Annotated in this window: 18 protein-coding genes; 12 read left to right on the top strand and 6 right to left on the bottom strand. The window is 40.2% G+C overall.

All coding sequences use genetic code 11. The features are described 5' to 3' along the window. The first annotated feature begins 281 nt into the window (after positions 1–281). Entirely contained in the window at positions 282–2,564 is a 2,283-nt protein-coding gene (locus EHW67_RS16490; RefSeq protein ID WP_126163494.1) for a TonB-dependent receptor, read from the top strand. 58 nt (positions 2,565–2,622) lie between these two features. On the opposite strand, the gene EHW67_RS16485 is transcribed toward EHW67_RS16490, so the two are convergent. The 5 genes from EHW67_RS16485 to folE form a co-directional block, all read right to left on the bottom strand. Further along, positions 2,623–3,498: a sterol desaturase family protein gene (locus tag EHW67_RS16485; protein WP_126163493.1), complete on the bottom strand. Its 876-nt coding sequence runs from the start codon at positions 3,496–3,498 to the stop codon at positions 2,623–2,625. Between the two features lie 28 nt (positions 3,499–3,526). Next, positions 3,527–4,012 carry a monoheme cytochrome C gene (locus tag EHW67_RS16480; protein WP_126163492.1) on the bottom strand — a complete coding sequence of 162 codons (486 nt, stop codon included), beginning with the start codon at positions 4,010–4,012 and terminating at the stop codon, positions 3,527–3,529. Further along, positions 4,013–5,233 (bottom strand): sulfite oxidase, encoded by a 1,221-nt coding sequence (locus tag EHW67_RS16475; RefSeq protein WP_126163491.1) that lies wholly within the window; start codon positions 5,231–5,233, stop codon positions 4,013–4,015. A 117-nt stretch (positions 5,234–5,350) separates the two neighbouring features. Continuing rightward, positions 5,351–5,653, bottom strand: a complete 303-nt coding sequence (locus EHW67_RS16470; RefSeq protein WP_126163490.1) for a hypothetical protein — start codon at positions 5,651–5,653, stop codon at positions 5,351–5,353. Between the two features lie 77 nt (positions 5,654–5,730). Continuing rightward, complete coding sequence (gene folE / locus EHW67_RS16465) at positions 5,731–6,330, bottom strand: GTP cyclohydrolase I FolE (protein WP_126163489.1); 600 nt, start codon at positions 6,328–6,330, stop codon at positions 5,731–5,733. Positions 6,331–6,590: 260 nt separating this feature from the next. On the opposite strand from folE, the gene EHW67_RS16460 reads away from it, so the two are divergent. From EHW67_RS16460 to EHW67_RS16450, 3 genes are read left to right on the top strand one after another with little or no spacing between them, the layout of a single operon-like run. Next, positions 6,591–7,253, top strand: a complete 663-nt coding sequence (locus tag EHW67_RS16460; protein WP_126163488.1) for an ABC transporter ATP-binding protein — start codon at positions 6,591–6,593, stop codon at positions 7,251–7,253. Beyond that, positions 7,250–7,813: a CPBP family intramembrane glutamic endopeptidase gene (locus tag EHW67_RS16455; protein WP_126163487.1), complete on the top strand. Its 564-nt coding sequence runs from the start codon at positions 7,250–7,252 to the stop codon at positions 7,811–7,813. Before EHW67_RS16460 ends, EHW67_RS16455 begins: the two co-directional genes overlap by 4 nt. Beyond that, positions 7,810–8,574, top strand: a complete 765-nt coding sequence (locus EHW67_RS16450) for a TIGR02757 family protein (protein WP_126163486.1) — start codon at positions 7,810–7,812, stop codon at positions 8,572–8,574. Before EHW67_RS16455 ends, EHW67_RS16450 begins: the two co-directional genes overlap by 4 nt. A 72-nt stretch (positions 8,575–8,646) precedes the next feature. Here EHW67_RS16450 and EHW67_RS16445 read toward each other — a convergent pair whose 3' ends face one another. After that, positions 8,647–10,458, bottom strand: a complete 1,812-nt coding sequence (locus EHW67_RS16445; RefSeq protein WP_126163485.1) for a glycoside hydrolase family 15 protein — start codon at positions 10,456–10,458, stop codon at positions 8,647–8,649. A gap of 103 nt (positions 10,459–10,561) precedes the next feature. Between EHW67_RS16445 and EHW67_RS16440 the strand changes: the two genes are divergently transcribed. The 8 genes from EHW67_RS16440 to EHW67_RS16405 all read left to right on the top strand — a co-directional run bounded on the left by EHW67_RS16440 (position 10,562) and on the right by EHW67_RS16405 (position 20,782). Next, positions 10,562–12,769: a bifunctional alpha,alpha-trehalose-phosphate synthase (UDP-forming)/trehalose-phosphatase gene (locus EHW67_RS16440; protein WP_126163484.1), complete on the top strand. Its 2,208-nt coding sequence runs from the start codon at positions 10,562–10,564 to the stop codon at positions 12,767–12,769. 94 nt (positions 12,770–12,863) lie between these two features. Next, on the top strand, positions 12,864–14,030 hold the full coding sequence (locus tag EHW67_RS16435) for an MFS transporter (RefSeq protein WP_126163483.1): 1,167 nt from the start codon (positions 12,864–12,866) through the stop codon (positions 14,028–14,030). A 57-nt stretch (positions 14,031–14,087) separates the two neighbouring features. Next, positions 14,088–15,419, top strand: a complete 1,332-nt coding sequence (locus tag EHW67_RS16430) for a M28 family peptidase (RefSeq protein ID WP_126163482.1) — start codon at positions 14,088–14,090, stop codon at positions 15,417–15,419. 56 nt (positions 15,420–15,475) lie between these two features. Beyond that, positions 15,476–17,098: a M1 family metallopeptidase gene (locus EHW67_RS16425; protein WP_126163481.1), complete on the top strand. Its 1,623-nt coding sequence runs from the start codon at positions 15,476–15,478 to the stop codon at positions 17,096–17,098. Positions 17,099–17,101: 3 nt separating this feature from the next. Then, positions 17,102–17,674, top strand: coding sequence for a YdeI/OmpD-associated family protein (locus EHW67_RS16420; protein ID WP_126163480.1), 573 nt, complete (start codon positions 17,102–17,104; stop codon positions 17,672–17,674). A gap of 40 nt (positions 17,675–17,714) precedes the next feature. Next, the gene (locus EHW67_RS16415) at positions 17,715–18,449 is read left to right on the top strand and encodes an NYN domain-containing protein (RefSeq protein ID WP_126163479.1); all 735 of its coding nucleotides are present in this window, start codon (positions 17,715–17,717) and stop codon (positions 18,447–18,449) included. 105 nt (positions 18,450–18,554) lie between these two features. Further along, positions 18,555–19,931 (top strand): amidohydrolase family protein, encoded by a 1,377-nt coding sequence (locus EHW67_RS16410; protein ID WP_126163478.1) that lies wholly within the window; start codon positions 18,555–18,557, stop codon positions 19,929–19,931. Between the two features lie 167 nt (positions 19,932–20,098). Further along, the gene (locus tag EHW67_RS16405) at positions 20,099–20,782 is read left to right on the top strand and encodes a DUF2490 domain-containing protein (protein ID WP_126163477.1); all 684 of its coding nucleotides are present in this window, start codon (positions 20,099–20,101) and stop codon (positions 20,780–20,782) included. Positions 20,783–20,786 lie beyond the last annotated feature (4 nt).

Here is a 20,786-nt window from a genome sequence, read left to right as displayed (position 1 = left end):
TATGAGGTATTTCTTTTTTCCTGGAGGGGACCTCCATCCTTAATCTAATACTATGCTCCTTACTTACATGTCGTAAATGCCCTATATGTAAACGGGTAAAACCACCATCATATGGAACAACCCACTAGCGGGTGTTTTGGAGCTATGCCTTTATTTCATAAACTCCTTAAGGGAATATACCTTAATGGCCTCCTATATAGGCTTGCTAAACTTTAATTAAAAACAACTGACTAGCGAACTAACAAAAACTAGTTCCCTCTACTACCCATAAAATACAGTAAATGAAAAATTATGTTCTGTCATTAATCTGCGTCTTGACATTTATATCCCTAAATTCACAAAATACCTTATCTGGAAAAATAAACAATTCTGAAAACCAAGAAGCCTTGGAACAGGTCTCCGTATATTTTCCTCAATTGGAAAAAGGAAGTATTTCCGATAGTGCTGGGAACTATACAATTGATGCCCTACCCCTTGGAACTTATAATATAGTGGCTTCATACATAGGCTTCCAAACTTACTCCGGTAGTATTACCATAAAAAAAGGCAGTAATACCCTGAATATTTCCATGCTTCCAAGTGCCATTGAAATGGAAGAAGTTATTGTTTCTACCCCTTTCCACAAACTGGAAAGGGAAAATGTAATGAAAGTAGAGTTTGCCAAGCTATCATCCCTAAAATCCCAGGGAGCACCTACCTTGGTAGAAGGAATAGGGGCCATTCCAGGGGTGGATGTAGTCTCTACCGGTGTGGGAATAGGTAAACCAGTCATCAGGGGCTTAACATCCAATCGTGTTTTGGTTTATACCCAAGGCATTCGACTGGAAAACCAGCAATTTGGAGCAGAACATGGCTTAGGTGTCAATGAGGCAGGAATAGAAAGTGTGGAAGTTATAAAAGGTCCGGCTTCCCTACTTTACGGCTCGGACGCAATGGGAGGAGTACTTTATCTAAATCCAGAAAAATTCGCCATGAGCAACAGTACGGAAGGAGATATAAACTTTAGCTACAACACCAACACCCAAGGAATTAGCAGCGGAGCCGGCATAAAGTCGTCCGGGGATAAATTTAAGTATCTCCTTAGATTGGCCGGTGTAAGCCATGTAGATTATGCTGGGGGTGATGGAGAAAGGGTTACCAATTCCAGGTTCAACGAAAAAGATCTAAAAATGGGATTGGGTTACCAAGCTACATCCCTTAAAAGTGAGATCAGGTACAATTACAATCGGTCCAACTTAGGGATTCCAGAATCCGTAGGACTACAGACCACCTCCAGAACACCAGATCTGCCCTATCAAAAGATAGACAACCACATTTTGAGTTCCAATACCAAAATATTCTTCAACAACTCCAATTTGGACATTACGCTTGGTTATATTGGTAATATTCGCAAAGAGTTTGAAGACCATGATCATGAAGAACATGAGGAAGAGGGTGAGGTGCACGAGGAAGAACATGAAGGGGAAGAAGACCATGAAGACGCTGCCTTAAACATGAAACTCAACACCTTTAATTACAATGTACAATACCATCTTCCTGTATGGAACCGTTTTGAAACGGTGGTTGGGGTCCAAGGAATTCACCAGACCAATGAAAATTTCGGGGAAGAAATTTTAATCCCAGATGCCACTACCCAGGACATTGGGTTTATGGGTACCACACATTTTCACCTCAACCAAAACAACGATTTTCAATTGGGATTGCGCTTTGACCATAGAAACATAGATAGTAGGGCATATGGCACTTTTGGGGAAGAAGGGTATATTGCCCCATTACAGAAGAACTTCAACAGCTTTAATGGCGCCTTTGGCTATAAGAACAATATTTCAGAGCAGTTTACGGGACGTATCAATATAGCAACGGGGTTTAGAGCGCCTAATTTAGCCGAACTTACTTCCTATGGAAGCCACGAGGGGACCAACCGATTTGAAATTGGTAATGCAAACCTTAGCAACGAACAAAATCTTCAAATAGATTTAGCCTTGGAATTTAAGAATGAGCATTATGAGTTTTTTCTCAATGGATTTCACAACAGTATAAACAATTACATATATATTGCTCCTAGTGGAACCTTTATAGATGAAACAGCCGTGTATAATTATTTACAGGAAGACGCAACACTATACGGTGGTGAAATAGGATTTCATTTGCATCCCCATCCTTATGACTGGCTCCATATTGAGAGTAGCTATCAAACCGTCATAGGTGAATTAAGGAGTGGTGAATCCCTGCCCTTGATACCGGCCAATAATTTAACCAATACCCTAAGGGTTGAATTTTTTAATAGTGATGCTTTCCTACTCAACTCCAATGCCTTTGTATCCGTGAATACCACCTTTAAACAAGGAAATGTGGGTGCCTTTGAAACGGAAACACCGGGTTATTCCCTTTTAAATGCAGGCTTTGGCGGGGATATAAAATTTCTTAAAAAAACGATGAATTTTAATCTAAGTGCCAATAACCTTTTAAACAAGGAATATATTGCACACCTATCACGTCTTAAAACCGACGGCATATTAAATATGGGCAGATCGTTTACCTTTGGTATAAATATTCTTTTGTAAAAAGAAAATAAGCCTATACAACGGTTAGGCCTAAGCAATAATAAATTAAACAAAAAACCTACGGCTTGGATTTTTTCAGACCGTAGGTTATTTGTTTCCAAAATGACTTTGGGATCTTTTCATCCCCTTCAAATCCCAATACTATAGTACCGCTGTCTTCCGGGATGTAGTTGGTCTTAAAAATATAGTCCCAGAGACTAAGGCTAATACCAAAATTAACACCGTACTTCCCCTCTGGCAAATCATGTGCATGATGATAAAGGTGCATTACCGGGTTATTTAGAAGGTATTTAAAAGGACCCCATGTAATCTTTATATTGGAGTGGTTAAGGTGTCCTATGGCAATAGCAAAAAAATGAACCACATAGGCTTGTTCGGGCTCAAAGCCCCCTAGAATCATTACCCCGAAGGTCTTTAAAGGTTTATAGAATACATTTTCCATCCAATGGTACCTAAGATGCGCCGCAAACCCCATCTCCTTAACACTGTGGTGTATTTGATGAAATTTCCACAAAAAGGCATATCTATGTAAGAGGATATGGGTAAACCATTGAACAAAATCCAGTACCAGAAAAAAAATAATTAATTGAATCCAGTTGGGGAATGGGGAGAGATCCAATAGGGACAGACTTCCTTGTTTAATCCCCAAATCACCAAACAATAAGCCCAAAACCTTATAAAAACCACTAATGGCAATGGCAAACAAGAAGAAGTTAAAAAACATATAAAACCCATCTAGCCAGAAATCCTTTCTAAAAATAGACTGGTTCTTACGCCAGGGAAATAAAATTTCCAAACCCCATACCACTAAGGATATAATAATTAGTCCCCAAAAATAATTGGTATACCAGGGCACCTCAAAAATAATGGATTTCCAGGTCCAATTGAAGGTTCCTATAATTGCATTGATAAAAGCTTCAAAATATTTCTCCAAGTCGTTTTGTCATTATTTGCCCGCCAAATTACTTATCTTCCAGCGGGTACCACTCTATATTAGTCAGTGCTTCCCTCCTTCCCTTACTCTTTGGAGGATAATTTGTGACCAAATAATCGACAATTACCTTTTCATTCTCTCCCAAATCCCATAGGTTTTGGGTTTCCTGCATCCAACGAATGGTTTCTACCCAACGCTCCTCGTTCATCCTGTTCTGCATCACCAATTTGGCAGAGTGACAATTGGTACAATTATTTACCACCGCCATAAGCCCGTCGGCATCCTTTAGTCCAGTTCTAAGGTGAATACCATTTTCTATCTTATCCCAATCCTCATCCTCAGCATTTTTACTGACCATTTCGGAACTTGGTCCGTTTTCCTTAAAGGAGAAGGCCGAAGGATTTATCATATAGGTAACGCCCAATATACCTATTAGCATCACCATAATAAAGGAGGTTAACAGTACGCTATAAAAAGACCGGACCTGCTTTCTAAAATTATCCTTTTTATCCATTTACGCTACTTTTACTGCAATTCTATGACATGCATTGTTAAGATATCCCTTGGGGTTCCATCCAGGTAGCAACATAGGCTGACTTACCCCATTGGAATCGGTTGCCCTTGCCCACACTTCGTAATACCCTGTCTTAGGAAAACTGATACTAGCCTTAAAGTGTTGCCAGGCCAGTCTATTTACAGGCTTTTCCAGCACACAGTCAGACCATGTAGCTCCAAAATCTATGGAATATGAAACCTTGGAAACATTTAATTCTCCTGCCCAGGCATGACCTCTTATGTTCAATTTTTTACCACTGGGAAGAATAGCCCCTGATTTAGGATAGGTAATTAGGGATTTAACCGGCATGGATTCTATAATGCACATATCCTCTTCCTTCACTTTCTCACCTGGGGCTACTGGGTGGCAAGGTACCTTGTATGAGGTGCCGGTCATTTTCTCCCCATCATGGACGATATTCCGAATACTGATCCTGTTTACCCATTTACCTGAGGTGGAGGCAGGCCACCCCCCACACACCAATCGCAAGGGATATCCATGTACCAAAGGGATATCTTCCCCATTCATTTTAAAAGCCAATAGAGTTTCATCCTGCAAGGCCTTTGACATGGGAACACCTCTAGAAATAGGTTTTTTACTGGGATCCCTGCTTAGGTGCTGATCTACCGCATGATACCCTATATAAACGGCATCGTCCTTTATGCCGGCTTCCTTTAGTACATCCTTTAAACGCACCCCTGTCCATGTAGCACAAGCCACAGCTCCTATGGTCCATTGATTTCCTTTCGCCGGAGGATCAAATTCGCTACGGCCATTGCCACCACATTCAACGGTGAGCTGGTAGGTATGATGTTCAAACTTGGACTTAAGTTCTTCCAAAGTAAAGGTTTTCTCTTCCTTTACCGACTCCCCATCAATGGTAAGGGTCCATTCCTTACTATTTATATTTTCGGGAACCAATCCGTTATTACGGACAAACATATATTTGTTAGGGGTAACCTTGTCATCCAACAAATGGGCCACCGCTTCCATATTCCATGGTTTGCTGTTAAGCACTACCATTTCCTTATCCTTATTGAAAAGCTGAAATGGATCCGGATCCTGAAAACCCAACAGTGTATAGTTTTCAGGTATTTTTGATCCATATACAATGTCCATCCCCAGGATTCCAGCTAATGAACCCAGGGTTGTTTTTTTTACAAAATTCCTTCTTTTCATGCAGTTTAGTTTTAAATATCACATAAAACTAAGAAAGATAGAAGAGATATTTGGTAACATTAGCTACCATTTTAACAGTAAAAATCCAACACTTTTTATAATAGACTGATAATCAATTTATTTTGCCGGAATAATATTGTCTTTTTTAGAAGGTCGGATCACATAGGTATACAACCACATTATGGTAAAGGTTGGTATAACATCCAGACCAGGAACTATCTCTTCCAGAAATGCAATTATACCAGCCGCCTGACCTTTTCTTCCTTTATAAATACGGGTCATTAACCACCCGGCAACCGGTGCCCAAATAATATCTGAAAATTCTCCAATCCCGGGAATTGCAAAAGATAACATTCCTATGCCGTCAAAAAGCAATCCCAAAATTAGATTTCTTAATTTATGGTCTTTTGATGTTTCCATGTATTAACGAATAGTTTGTGAAAGGGTTTATATTCAAAATAAATGCCATTTTTCCATCTACGGTATAGCGCAGATGTTTAGTGCAGGTCCGAACTGATCAATTTTAAGAATTCATTCCGGGTTTCAATCTTTTCAAATTGTCCCCTAAACCCGGAAGTAGTGGTAACCGAGTTTTGTTTTTGCACCCCTCTCATCATCATACACATATGGGAAGCCTCTATCACTACGGCCACTCCCTGTGGCTTTAAGGTATTGTTGATACACTCCAGAATATCATTGGTTAATCGCTCCTGTACCTGTAACCTTCTTGCAAAAACATCCACAACCCTTGGAATTTTACTTAGTCCTACAATATGCCCATTAGGAATATAGGCTATATGCGCCTTCCCAAAAAATGGTAGCATATGGTGCTCACAAAGGGAATAAACTTCAATATCCTTTATGATTACCATTTCGTCATAGGACTCTTTAAACATGGCTTCCTTAAGAATTTCCACGGCATCCTGTTTGTAACCCTGGGTCAAAAAAAGCATTGCCTTTGCAGCCCTCTCAGGAGTTTTTAACAAACCGTCACGGGAAACATCCTCCCCTATTTCCTTAATAATTGAAGAATATCTCAACTTCACTTCGTCCGTAATCTCCAAATTATATTCTTCTAAGCTTTTGTATGGTGCCATAAATTAGTTGTCCTAAAATTATCTTCGTTCTTAAATCTTATCCAATAAAATAACAAGCTATCCTTTAATAATTGATTTTTATAGGATAACAAATGTAGTATCATTCACAAGATAATCATTACCATATTATTATAAAAACTATATAGTACCTTAATAACAGGCATTAGAATCTCCTATTTGCCTTTCAATACAAAGCGCTTTGGTATTGGTATTTTGTAATCTTACCGCTAATGTTTACTTTCATCCCATATTTATAAAAAATGATCAAGGCTTCAAATATTAATAAGTTTTATGGTGACCTCCAAGTGCTAAAAGGAGTGGACCTACATATAAAAAAAGGCGAGGTAGTATCTATTGTTGGGCCTTCCGGTGCCGGAAAAACCACCTTACTGCAAATTTTGGGAACCTTGGATTCCCTCAGCAACAAGAATAACAGTACCCTTTTAATAAACGACCAGGATATAACCCAATTGTCAGACAGGTCCTTGGCCAAATTCCGTAACAACCATATTGGTTTTATTTTCCAGTTCCACCAATTGTTACCAGAATTTACAGCCTTGGAAAATGTATGTATCCCGGCCTTCATCAAAGGGACAAAAAAGGAAAAGGCAGAGGCTAGGGCCTCTGAGCTGTTGAAATTTTTGGGTCTATCCCATCGTCTACACCATAAGCCAAATGAACTTTCTGGCGGTGAGCAACAACGTGTAGCAGTGGCCAGGGCATTGGTAAATAGCCCTGCTGTAATCTATGCCGACGAACCTAGTGGTAATTTGGATTCTGAAAGCGCGGACAACCTACACAAGTTATTTTTTGACCTCAGGGATAAGTTTGGACAAACCTTTGTCATCGTTACCCACAATGATGAGCTTGCCAATATGGCCGATAGAAAGCTAACCATGGTAGACGGTACCATAACCCCATGAAACTGCTCCGTAAGGTTTGGCTGTTTACCAAAACACCTGTTTACAGCCGCTTGGACCATACACCCTATTCCTTAAAGCTGCGAATTGTATTGGCCCTTCTTAAATGGGGTTTGCTTTTTGGGCTAAGCTTTGGACTTTTTAACGCCTGGTTTTTGGATATGCTGAACATAGACCTAGGCCCACACGCCATGGATAAATTACTAAAAACCTACTCCACATACTCCCTCTTCTTTTTAAGTGTTGTCTTGGCTCCTATTTTGGAAGAATGCCTGTTTAGAGGCCCCTTGATTTGGTTCCGGGGCAAAACATATTTTAAATACGCTTTATATTCCTCCATTGTCCTATTTGCCCTAGTTCATTTGTCCAATTTTGAATTGTCCGGGAAAGTGTACTATATTGCTCCCCTACTAGTAGGTCCGCAACTTATATTGGGCGTTTTACTGGGATACGTACGCGTAAGACTTGGCCTTAGCTGGTCTATAGGTCTACACGCTTCCTATAACGCCATTTTAGTATTGCCCCTATTACTATCAAAACTTATAAATATCCCCTTGGCATGACAAACTCTGAACTCAAAGAATTTTTGGACACTAAGGTCGCACAATATAATCACCCTGAATTCCTGACCACGGACCCCATACAGATCCCTCATCAATTTAATAAAAAAGAGGATATTGAAATTAGCGGGTTCCTTACAGCTACCATAGCATGGGGAAACCGCAAAAGCATCATAAAAAATGCTGGGCAAATGATGCAAATGCTGGATTTCTCCCCTTTTGATTTTGTTATGCACCACCAAGAAAAAGACCTTGGGCCGCTTCAGCAGTTTGTACACCGAACATTTAATGGTGACGATTTAATCTATTTTATTCAAAGTTTAAGGAATATCTATACCCACCACCATGGGCTGGAAAATGTTTTTGCCCAATATGCCAGCAAAGATTCCCTACAATCCTCCATTTCCCAATTTAAAACCATTTTTTTTGAGCTCCCCCATTTGCCAAGAACTACAAAACATGTTTCCGACCCCCTAAAAGGGTCTGCCGCCAAACGTATAAATATGTATCTAAGGTGGATGGTAAGAAATAACAGTACAGGGGTGGATTTTGGACTTTGGAAAAAGATCAAACCGGCCCAATTGTCCTGCCCCTTGGATGTGCACTCCGGCAACGTTGCCCGGAAACTGGGACTCATTAAACGCAAGCAAAATGACGACAAGGCCCTGGCAGAACTGGACGCTAATTTAAGAAAATTAGACCCCCAGGATCCCGTAAAATATGATTTCGCACTTTTTGGGCTGGGGGTATTTGAAAAATTCTAAGGTATGGATCTATGTTCTAGGATGCGTTTAGCTATCCTATTATAGAGTCAGTTCAACTCAAGACCAACACACTTATTTGTCGTGGTCCCTAAGGGATTGCAACATTTCCACTTCACTGTGTTTTTTGGAAAAATTCATGGCACATTCTATCAAGGCCAAATGGGAATAGGCCTGAGGGAAATTCCCTAACAGCCTTTTGGTCTTAAAGTCTATATCTTCACTGAACAGACCAAGATGGTTGCTATAACTCAATAAGCGATCAAAATGCCTCATTGCCTTTTCTTCATGTCCTATTTTAAAAAGACTGTTTATAAACCAAAAAGTACAAATAGTAAAGGAAGAGGATGGCAGTCCAAAGTCGTCCTCATTTTTATAGCGATACAACAAGCCATCGTTGCTCAACTCTTTTTCAATAGCCAATACGGTGCTCACATATTTGGGGTCCTTGGCGTCTATAAAACCATAAGATTCCATCAACAACACAGAAGCATCCAAATGGTTGGAGCCATAGGATTGGGTAAAAGCTTGTTTTTCTTCGCTCCAGGCGTTTTGATGGATATCCTCCCTGATTTCTTTTTCCAAGGCCTTCCATTTTGCCAATTTGCGTTGCTTTCCAAAAAATTCGGCCACTTTAATGGCTTTGTCTATTGCCGTCCAACACAGAACTTTTGAAAAGGTAAAATGTCTGTCTTCGGTACGGAATTCCCAGATACCCTTATCGGCCTCCTTCCAATGTTTCCCTACGATCCAGACAATCCCTTTGGTAATGCCCCATAGCTCCTCTCCATTTTCTATTTCCGTGCTAAATTTCTCCAGCTGTGTATAAATCACATCCATAAGGATTCCATAGATATCATTCTGTCGCTGTTTATAGGCGGCATTACCTATCCTCACAGGTTTAGAGCCCTTATACCCTTCTAAATGATCCAAGGTTTCTTCGGTAAGTTTTTTCTCCTTGTTAATGCCGTACATGATCTGAAGCTTCTCATCCTTGTCTGGAATCAGGTCTATAATAAATTGCAAATACCGTTTGGCAATATTTTTATGTCCCAATTGGGAAACCACCTTAATGACCATGGAAGCATCCCGTATCCAGCAAAAACGATAGTCCCAATTCCTGACCTCACCTATTGTCTCCGGCAGGGAGGTGGTTGCTGCGGCCAATACCGCGCCCGATTTGTCATAGCTTAACATTTTTAAGGTTAGGGCACTTCTTTTTATTTCTGCATCATATTTTTTATAGGTTGGTGTTCTATTGGACCAATTTAACCAGTATACCTTGGTCCTCTCCAATTCCAGATAAACCCTTTCTAGGCTGGGAAGCAAGATTTTCTCATTATAGCCCAAAAGAAAATACCCGTCATTCTCCAAAACAATGTCTTGCTGAGCCAATACCATTTCCTTATCAAAGGAGGTATAAAGGAAAAAGGTGTCAAACTTGACCTCATGTGTTAGGCTGGCAATAAAATTTTCCTTGACATAGGTGTTGGTTGTCCCCATGGCATATTCCAATTTGGGATTGTACAACACCCTAAACACTGGCTTTCCGGAAATGTGCCTTATATAACGAATAATTTCTGGTGGTGCATGGTAGCCACCACGCTCTTGATAATAACGGGGCATAAAATCCTGTACTTCAAAGCTATTGTCCCCATCACTATAGCTAGTGACCAAAATGGCCGTCTTTGGAATATATTTCTGTTCAATAGTGTAGCTATCATCCACTAATATTTCAAAGCTACCCCCTATTTTTTCATCTAAGATCTTGGCAAATATGGAAGAAGAATCAAATTCTGGCAAACAACACCAATCCAATGAACCTTTCTTAGAAATAAGTGCTGCGCTCCTACAATTTCCTATTATTCCGTAATCTAAATTATCCATACTTAATTTTATGCTTTAAAAAACTTTTATTAGTTGGTTTTACCCTCGATTTTACCGAAATTTAAGCAAAATTACTACCAATAGTATCTTAATAAGTTAATTTATGTCCAAAACTATCATAATCTCAAATAGACTACCTGTACAATTACAAATTGACAAAGGAAACATAACGGCAATACCAAGTGTTGGGGGCCTGGCCACTGGAATGAAATCGGTTCATACTGGTGGGGACAGCCTTTGGATTGGATGGAGCGGCCTAACTGATGAAGAAATTCCTGAGGAATTATCTCCAGATATAGATAAGGCTTTGGCAAAACACGGATCCTCCAAAGTTAACCTAACGGCAGAGGAAGTAGACGGCTTTTACTATGGCTTTAGCAATAGGACCATATGGCCACTGTTTCACTATTTTTTGCAGTATTCCGAATTTGAATTGGATAGCTGGAACGTCTACAGGTCTGTTAACCAGAAATTTGCAGATGCCATACTGGAAGAGGCCGATGACAATGACACCATTTGGGTACATGACTATCAACTTATGCTGGTACCTCAAATGGTGCGGGAAAAACGACCCAACATTTCCATAGGTTTCTTTTTGCACATTCCCTTTCCCTCCTATGAAATATTTAGAATTTTGCCTTGGCGTAAGGAAATCCTAATGGGGTTGCTGGGGTCCGATTTAATAGGGTTTCACACCTATGATTATGAAAGACACTTTTTAAGCTCGGTAAGGCGATTATTGGGATTGGAGGTTAGCTTTAATGAAATTAACCTGGAAGACCGTATTATTAAGGTAGACTCTTTCCCTATGGGGATCGATTATAAAAAGTTTAATGAGGCTGCCAAGGAGCATGACCAAAAAGGACCTGAGCAGCGTTCAGAACTACAACGACGGTTGGATATGCACAAAGAGTCGGCACCTGATGCCAAATTCTTGCTTTCCATAGACCGGTTAGACTATTCTAAAGGAATAGCCAAACGCCTATATGCCTTTGAGTACTTCTTAAACAAATACCCACAATACAAAGAAAAGGTAAGGCTTATTATATTGGCAGTACCCTCCCGATCCAACGTGCCCCAATATCAATTATTAAAAAAGGAAATTGATGAATTGGTAGGAAGGATCAACGGAGAATTTTCTACGGTAAGCTGGACACCAATATGGTATTTTTATCGCTCCATGCCCTTTGAAAACCTTATTGACCTCTATACCTCCAGTGATATAGCTTGGTTGACACCAATCCGTGATGGGATGAACCTGGTTGCCAAAGAATATATTGCCACAAGAACAGATCAGACAGGGGTACTTATTCTTAGTGAAATGGCCGGTTCGGCAAATGAAATGAACGAATCCCTTCTCATTAACCCCAATAATTTTGAACAAACGGCAGATGCCCTATACGAGGCAATAAATATGCCCCTTGAGGAACAGCAGGCCAGAAATTCCATTTTACAAAAAAGATTGGAGCGCTATAATGTGGAGAAATGGGCCAATGACTTTATGACCTCCTTACAGCTTCAAAAACAAAAAGATCATTCCTATAAATCGCGTAGATTATCGAGCGATTTAATCCAGAAAGTCACAGAATCCTACGAAAACTCAAGTAAAAGACTATTATTTATAGATTATGACGGCACCTTGGCAGGTTTTCATGGAGATCCGCAAAAGGCTAACCCAGACGAAGAAATGTATGCTCTTTTAGACCGTTTGGCGGCACAGGAAAATACAGATATGTATTTAATAAGTGGTAGGGATAAAGAAACCTTTACCAAGTGGTTTTTACCCAAAAAATACAATATGATCGTTGAGCATGGCGTGTGGATCTCAGAAAATGGGGAAGAATTTAGAATGTTGGAAAATGTAAAAAAAGATTGGATGGAGAAAATTCACCCGGTGTTGGATTCTTTTGTGGATAGGACCCCTGGAAGTTTTATTGAGGAAAAAAATTATTCCTTGGCATGGCACTATAGGAAAACCGATCCCGATTTTGGTAAAAAACGGGCTACCGAACTCAATACCGTGCTCACTAGCCTTATTGCCAATGATGATCTTAGCGTTCTTAACGGAAATAAGGTTATAGAAATAAAAAGTAGCAACGTAAACAAAGGACGTGCCGCAATGCGCGTATTTTCCGAAAAGGAATATGATTTTGTATTTGCTATTGGGGACGATTGGACCGATGAATTTATGTTTCAAGAATTACCCGAAACGTCCATAACGGTTAAAGTAGGCCGCCAAAAGACCCAAGCCAGATATTATGTTGATAGCATTAAAAATGTTAGGAATCTGTTAGATAGGTTTACGCGCTAACAGAATGTTTTAAAAGCAAGCATTGTATAGTAAAAAGCTTACAATTTAAAGTGCTAGGTAATATTTTAGTGCCTTTTACGACCAATCCCTGACATTGAAACAGAAGTCCTACATACTGCCTATCATTATTCTATCACAATTTGGTTGTACATCCCTGTGGTTTGCAGGCAACGCGGTAATTGATGAGCTGGTGTCAAAAACAGGTCTGGGCCCCGAAATTATGGGCTATGTATTGTCTTCCGTTCAATTGGGCTTTATCCTGGGAACATTTGTTTTTGCCCTTCTTATGATTGCGGATAGGTTTTCCCCTTCCAAGGTCTTTCTAGTCTGTTCCCTTTTGGCTGCTGTATGTAACGGCATGCTACTGTGTGAGAGCCCTTCCAAATGGCTTATCCTTTTGGCCAGATTGGGCACTGGTTTTTTTCTGGCGGGAATTTATCCTGTGGGAATGAAAATCGCTGCCGACTATTTTGAAAAAGGGTTGGGCAAGGCCTTGGGATATTTGGTGGGTGCCTTGGTGTTGGGAACCTCCTTTCCCCATTTACTAAAGGGAATGGATTTGGGGGAAAACTACACTATAGTGGTTATAACCACCTCCCTAATGGCGCTGATGGGTGGGAGCATGCTTTATTTTTTGGTCCCCGATGGCCCCTATAGAAAAGCAAGTACAGTTTTGATGTTGCGATCTGGGTTTAGGCTATTCCGCCTTAGTAATTTCAGAAAGGCAGCAATGGGGTATTTTGGCCATATGTGGGAACTGTATGCCTTTTGGGCCTTTATACCTTTGGCGTTAAAAACCTTTAATGAGGCACATCATGCCCATATTCCTATTTCATTATGGACATTCGCTATAATTGGTCTTGGTGGTATTTCATGTGCTGTTGGAGGGCATATGGCCCTTAGTTGGGGCAGTAAAAATGTAGCCCTTACCTCCTTAATCCTATCAGGAGGGCTGTGCCTTGCCTCCCCCCTATTTTTTATGTTACCCACCGGCATATTTCTATTATTGTTTTGCCTGTGGGGGGTATTCGTAGCCTCCGATTCGCCTCAGTTTTCCACCATGGTGGCCAATTCTGTTCCCGTTCAATTAAAAGGTACTGCACTCACCCTGGTAAATTGTCTAGGTTTTAGCATAAGCATTATGAGCATACAACTGCTAACTTATGCCCTTAATTTCTTGGATCCAATCCTTATTTTTACCTTGTTGTCCATTGGTCCCGTATTGGGAACCGCTGTATTATTTGGCAAGACACATAACTAATATTTTAGATATTCTATCTGTTGATTAAAATACATTTTTAAAGAAAACAAACATCCTATGCACAAGTTATTTACTCCCTTTATTTTACTTTTCACTACCTTGGCTATGTCCCAAACAGACCCCCGCATCTATGATATAATAGATGATATTTCGGCCGAACGCATAAAAAAAGATATTAGCACCCTAGTAGATTTTGGTACCAGGCATACCCTAAGTGATACGGTATCGAGCAGCAGGGGGATTGGTGCCGCAAGAAGGTGGATTAAAAGTGAATTCAGCACAATATCCAAGGACTGCAATGATTGTCTGGAAGTATCCTATCAGAAGAACTTTGTAGAAAAAGGTGCAAACCCACGGATTACCAAGGATGTTTGGATTGTTAATGTGGTAGCTATACAGAGAGGTGAAAAATACCCTGATCGTTATATTATTATGAGCGGGGATATAGATTCACGGGTCAGTGCTTCCAATGATTACACCTCTGACTCACCAGGCGCCAACGATAATGCCAGCGGAATGGCCGGAACCTTGGAGGCAGCCCGCGTACTCTCAAAATACAAATTTGACAATAGCATTGTATACTTAGGGCTTTCCGGGGAAGAACAAGGGCTCTTTGGCGGAAAAGGAATGGCCAAGTACGCCAAGGAGAAGGGATGGGATATAATTGGAGTTTTCAATAACGACATGATTGGCAATATAAAAGGTGTGGACGGAATTATCAGTAACACTGATTTTAGGATCTTTTCGGAACCCGTACCGCCGACCGAAACGGAGAATGAACGTAATATGCGTAGGTTTTATGGAGGGGAGGTAGATGGTATTTCCCGTCAATTGGCACGTTATGTGCACAAAAACGTAAAAACCTATATGCCAGAGATGAACCCCATGATGATCTATAGGTTGGATCGTTTTGGAAGAGGAGGGCACCATAGACCGTTCAACGACTTAGGGTTCGCAGGTATTAGAATTATGGAAGCCCACGAAAATTACACCCAGCAACACCAGGATATCCGTATAGAAAATGGCATATCTTACGGGGATGTCCTGGAGCATGTAAATTTTGATTACGCCAAAAAATTAACAGCGGTCAATGCCATCAATTTAGCCTCCTTGGCTTGGGCGCCACCAGCTCCCAAAGAATTGGCAATAGGAGGTATTGTGGCTCCTTCCGCAAAATTTGAATGGAGCAAGGTTCCCAACGCAGTAGGCTATAAGATATACTGGAGAGATACCACTTCCCCTACTTGGGACCATAGCCGTTATGTTGGAAATGTAACTGATTTTACCTTGGAAGGCGTAGTCATAGACAATTTCTTTTTTGGGATTACCGCCGTAGGAGCCAATGGCTTTGAAAGCCCGGTTAGGTTTCCGAACAAAATTATAAGGTAAACATGGAAAAAATATAAAATCGCCAATAACACTAATTGATAAATTCATCTAAAAAAATGAAAAAAAAAATTGCAGTATTACTTTTAACCATAGGGTTTAGCTCTTATGGACAAGAACAAACATTTACAGAACAGGATACCCTTCGCGGCAGTATTACCCCGGAGCGATCTTGGTGGGATCTCAATTTTTATCATTTAAAGGTGGAAGTAGAACCAGATAAAAAGTATATTTCTGGAAGTAATACCATTCGCTATACGGTTTTAAGCCCCCATCAGCGACTTCAAGTAGATCTTCAACCCCCTTTAAAGATCGAGAAAGTTACTCAGGATGGGCAGTCCTTAACAGTAGATTCCAACGGAAATGCCCATTTCATCAATTTAAAAAAAAAGCAACAAGTTGGAGCGACCAATGAGGTGGTTGTTTATTATTCCGGACACCCTAAAGAGGCGGTCCGCGCACCATGGGATGGTGGTTTTTCATGGAAAAAGGATGACAACGGCAAACACTTTGTAGCGACCTCCTGTCAAGGTTTAGGGGCCAGCATATGGTGGCCCAACAAGGACCATATGTATGATGAGGTAGATAGCATGGCCATTAGTATTACTACTCCAAAAGATCTCATGGACGTGTCTAACGGTAGGTTAAAAAAAATAGAGGATCATCAGGATACCAGAACCTATCATTGGTATGTAGACAATCCAATAAACAACTACGGAGTTAACATAAACATGGGTGACTACGTACACTTTGGGGAGACCTATCCAGGAGAAAAGGGAAAGCTAAGCATGGACTACTACGTGCTAAGGGACAATAAGGAAAAGGCAGAAAAACAATTTAAACAAGCTCCTTTGATGATGGAAGCCTTTGAACATTGGTTTGGCCCCTATCCTTTTTATGAGGATGGATTTAAATTGGTTGAAGTTCCCTATCTTGGCATGGAACACCAAAGCTCTGTAACCTATGGAAACAAATATATGAACGGGTATCTGGGCCGGGATTTGTCCGACACCGGTTGGGGGCTAAAATTTGATTTTATTATTATCCATGAATCTGGCCATGAGTGGTTTGCCAATAACATCACCTATAAGGATATAGCTGATATGTGGATACATGAAAGTTTTACCGCCTATTCGGAAAACCTTTATCTGGATTATCATTACGGAAAAAAGGCCTCTGCAGATTATGTTATAGGGACCCGAAGCAATATAAAAAACAATACACCAATAATAGGCACCTATAATGTAAACAAGGAGGGATCTGGGGACATGTATTCCAAAGGTGCCAATATGCTACATACCCTTAGGCAACTTATAGACGATGATGATAAATGGCGTAGCATACTAAGAGGGCTTAATAGTGAATTTTATCATAAAACGGTGACCACTCAAGAAATAGAGGACTATATTAGTGAGCAATCCGGTATTGACCTTACCCAATTTTTTGACCAGTATTTGCGTAATGCCCAATTGCCTATATTTGAATATAAAATTGAAGGACAACAGCTGCATTACCGTTATAGCAATATTGTGAGTGGTTTTGATATGCCACTGAAAATAATGGTGAATGGTAGCGAGGAATGGATTTACCCCAATTTGGACTGGAAAAAAAACACCTACCAAAAAGATGTACAGTCTGTAGTGGTTGACAGGAACTTTTATATAGAGGTTGCAAAAAAATAATTTTTGAAAATTATAAAAGAATACTATTTTAAGACCCCCACGGAATGGCGGGCGTGGCTTCATGATCATCATGCTAACAGCAAGGGTGTTCACCTAATTTTTTACAGTGTAGCACACGAACAGGAAAGTATGAGATGGGAAGAAGCTGTAAAAGTGGCTCTTTGTTATGGATGGATAGATAGTACGGTAAAAAGTCTTGGGGACGGAAAACGACGACAATATTTCTGTCCAAGAAAACCCAAGAGCCCTTGGAGCAAATTGAATAAAAAGCACCTTCAAGAACTTATTTCCGCTGGAAAGATGCACACTAGCGGGCTAGATAAAATTGCAGAGGCGAAAAAAGACGGATCTTGGAATGCCTTGGATGATGTTGAAAATGGGATTATCCCAAACGATTTACAAGAAGCTTTCGACAAAGAGCCGGAAGCTCTTAAAAATTACCATGGTTTTGCAAGAAGTTACAGAAAGAGTTATCTCTACTGGCTTAAACAAGCAAAACGGACAGAAACCAGACAAAAGCGGATCCGTGAAATAGTGCAACTATGCAAAGAAAATATAAAGTCGCGTTATCCTTGACAAAGGGATTACGCTATAATAAAAATTAAAAAAATACTAAATGGAAGTAAACTTAGCGGTATTAATAGACGGTGACAATATACCATCGGCCTATGTAAAGGAAATGATGGAAGAAATTGCCAAATACGGGAACCCCACTATAAAAAGGATTTATGGTGATTGGACCAACCCCAAATTATCCAAATGGAAAAATCTCCTTTTGGAAAACGCCATTACGCCTATTCAGCAATATGCTTATACAACAGGTAAAAATGCAACGGACTCTGCCATGATCATTGATGCAATGGACATCTTGTACTCCAACAAGGTAAGTGGCTTTTGTATTGTATCCAGTGATAGCGATTTTACGCGTTTGGCAACCCGTTTGCGGGAAGCAGGGATGAATGTTATTGGTATAGGGGAAAAGAAAACCCCCAATCCCTTTATTGTGGCCTGTGACAAATTTATATATATAGAGATCCTTAAAAACCAAACCGAAGGAAGTACTTCGGAAAGCACGGATAGCAAGCGTGGTAAGAAAGACGATGTAGACAAAATTACCAAGAAGGAAATTAAACTTATTGCCTCTACCATTTCCGATGTGGCAGACGATGATGGCTGGGCCTTTCTTGGGGATGTAGGAAGTCTATTGCAGAAAAAACAACCCAATTTTGATTCAAGAAATTACGGCTTTCAGAAACTAACTCCTTTGATAAAATCTATTAAAAACTTTGAAGTAGACCAAAGGGAAAATTCCAAGGGTAGGTTTAAATTGATTTATGTAAGAAATAGATAGTTGTCTTTGTATTAAAATGCCTTGAAACAAGCAATAGCAGTAAGGCTCATTACCCTGTTTATAATGTGTGATTGGAAATATCATTTAACTTAAAACTATGATAAAATGAAAAAAACAAGTCTACTTCTTTATGCTGTATTCTTCTTTTCCTGTTCACCATCAAAGGAAAAAGTAAGCCCTACGGCCATTTTGATATCCAATGTTAACATTATTGATGTTGACCAGAGCAATGTGCTGCAAAACCGTCAGGTGGTCATAGATTCCGGATTTATTAAAAAAATTGGGGAGTCTATAGATTTTCCGGAAGCGTATACCAATGTAATCCAAGGAAAGGGTAAATACCTTATTCCGGGTCTTGCCGAAATGCATGCCCATATCCCACAACCCCCTACTACGGATCAGCGGATCAAGGAAACTTTATTTTTGTACCTATCCAACGGCATTACTACAATTAGGGGGATGTTAGGGCATCCTTCCCACCTACAATTGCGGGAACAGGCCCAGAATGGAAAGATTTTAAGTCCTAGAATTTTTACTTCTAGTCCGTCTTTTAACGGTAATTCGGTCAAGACCAAAGAAGAGGCCATGCAAAAAGTTGTGGCCTATAAAAATGAAGGGTACGATTTTCTAAAAATCCATCCGGGTATGCAATTGGAGGTTTTTGACCAAATGGTACAAACGGCAAATGAAGTGGACATTCCTTTTGCCGGGCACGTCCCTGTCATGGTTGGCATTAGGCATGCCCTTAAGAGCCAATATGCTTCCATAGACCATGTAGACGGATTTTTGGAGGGGCTTGTTCCCGAATCCAAAGAGGTAGACCCCAGTGAAAATGGTTTCTTCGGTTATGCCTTCACACCACTTGTGGAGACCGATAAAATTGATGAACTGGTACGCCTGTCCAAGGAAAACAAGGTATGGGTAGTACCCACCCAAAGTTTATTTGAAAGGTGGTTTGCCCCAGTATCCTCTGACGAATTATTGAAGCAACCAGAAATGAAATATATGCCCAATGCTACGCTGGCTAATTGGAAAAGAAGAAAAGACGCCTCCACTTCTCCCAAAACCAATTTTAATAAGGAACAGTGGGAACGGTTTACCGCTATTAGGAGAACATTGATACGCAAACTACAGAAAGACGGCCACGGTCTGTTATTAGGCTCCGATGCCCCCCAATTATTTAATGTTCCCGGCTTCTCCATCCACCACGAAATGGAGGGGATGATAGAAGCCGGCTTAACCCCCTTGGAAATACTGCAATCGGGCACCAAAAATCCGGCCATGTACTTTGGAATGGAAGATAGCTTTGGCCAAATAAAGGAAGGCATGGATGCCGATATGGTATTGATAAACAATAACCCCTTAAACAATATCTCGGCCTTAAAAGAGATTTCGGGCGTTATGGTAAGGGGGACATGGCTATCCAAGGAAGAGATTGATAAAAAATTGGAATCCATAGCCAAAAATGCCAGAAATAATTAAGTGTGACTTAAGTCTTATTACCTAATTTTGCATCCCGGTAATCCATTTACCATAAAAAAATCAATACAAAAATTCCTGGAACTTTAATTAAATCAAAGGGAAGCTGATCCAGGGCGGCAGCTCATTATAAATTTTAATAATCAACACAAAAAAGACACATTAACATTATGAGAAAAATTTTTGGTATTCTAATTCTAATTTCAACTTTCACCGGAACTGCACAAGAAAACGGAGAGCATAAATTGGGTTCGTGGTATATGTATTTTGGCACCAACAAAGTATCCGAGAAATTTAGCATTCATACTGAAGCACAGTTCCGGTATTATGAACAGGCCAAAAATTTTAATCAATTGTTGTTACGTACGGGCCTCAACTACCACATAAACCCCAACGCAAGTACTACCTTGGGCTATGGTTACATTGTTACCGATGGTAGTTTTGAGGAATTCCCCAACGAAACCCACCTCTATGAACACCGTATTTTTGAGCGCTTTTTCTTAAAGAACAAAGTTGGACAGTTTAATTTTGAGCATCGATATACTTTGGAACAACGCTTTTTGGATTTTGGAGATCGCAAGGATACCCAGCATAGAGCGAGGTATCGTTTACAATTGACACTACCCTTGACCAATACCTTTTTTCTTAATTTCTACGATGAGGTTTTCATCAACCTCCAGGGAGAGACATTTGGTCAGAACCGTCTTTATGCTGCCCTTGGCGTAAACGTTACCGAAAACATGAGCTTACAGTTGGGCTATTTAAAAAACCACTTTTCCCCAGCCCACTATGACAGATTACAGATAGGTATTACCTATAATCCCGACTTAAGAGGTATGTTGAAAAAAAAATAGCACC

The sequence above is a fragment of the Arenibacter aquaticus genome (assembly GCF_003957295.1).
Taxonomy (GTDB): Bacteria; Bacteroidota; Bacteroidia; order Flavobacteriales; family Flavobacteriaceae; genus Arenibacter; species Arenibacter aquaticus.
This window is presented reverse-complemented; position numbering and strand designations above follow the sequence as displayed.

Coding starts and splice junctions, on each gene's coding strand:
- EHW67_RS16490 (WP_126163494.1), top strand. CDS start 282: ATGAAAAATTATGTTCTGTCATTAATCTGCGTCTTGACATTTATATCC.
- EHW67_RS16480 (WP_126163492.1), bottom strand. CDS start 4,012: ATGGATAAAAAGGATAATTTTAGAAAGCAGGTCCGGTCTTTTTATAGC.
- EHW67_RS16475 (WP_126163491.1), bottom strand. CDS start 5,233: ATGAAAAGAAGGAATTTTGTAAAAAAAACAACCCTGGGTTCATTAGCT.
- EHW67_RS16470 (WP_126163490.1), bottom strand. CDS start 5,653: ATGGAAACATCAAAAGACCATAAATTAAGAAATCTAATTTTGGGATTG.
- folE (WP_126163489.1), bottom strand. CDS start 6,330: ATGGCACCATACAAAAGCTTAGAAGAATATAATTTGGAGATTACGGAC.
- EHW67_RS16460 (WP_126163488.1), top strand. CDS start 6,591: ATGATCAAGGCTTCAAATATTAATAAGTTTTATGGTGACCTCCAAGTG.
- EHW67_RS16455 (WP_126163487.1), top strand. CDS start 7,250: ATGAAACTGCTCCGTAAGGTTTGGCTGTTTACCAAAACACCTGTTTAC.
- EHW67_RS16450 (WP_126163486.1), top strand. CDS start 7,810: ATGACAAACTCTGAACTCAAAGAATTTTTGGACACTAAGGTCGCACAA.
- EHW67_RS16445 (WP_126163485.1), bottom strand. CDS start 10,458: ATGGATAATTTAGATTACGGAATAATAGGAAATTGTAGGAGCGCAGCA.
- EHW67_RS16440 (WP_126163484.1), top strand. CDS start 10,562: ATGTCCAAAACTATCATAATCTCAAATAGACTACCTGTACAATTACAA.
- EHW67_RS16430 (WP_126163482.1), top strand. CDS start 14,088: ATGCACAAGTTATTTACTCCCTTTATTTTACTTTTCACTACCTTGGCT.
- EHW67_RS16425 (WP_126163481.1), top strand. CDS start 15,476: ATGAAAAAAAAAATTGCAGTATTACTTTTAACCATAGGGTTTAGCTCT.
- EHW67_RS16415 (WP_126163479.1), top strand. CDS start 17,715: ATGGAAGTAAACTTAGCGGTATTAATAGACGGTGACAATATACCATCG.
- EHW67_RS16410 (WP_126163478.1), top strand. CDS start 18,555: ATGAAAAAAACAAGTCTACTTCTTTATGCTGTATTCTTCTTTTCCTGT.
- EHW67_RS16405 (WP_126163477.1), top strand. CDS start 20,099: ATGAGAAAAATTTTTGGTATTCTAATTCTAATTTCAACTTTCACCGGA.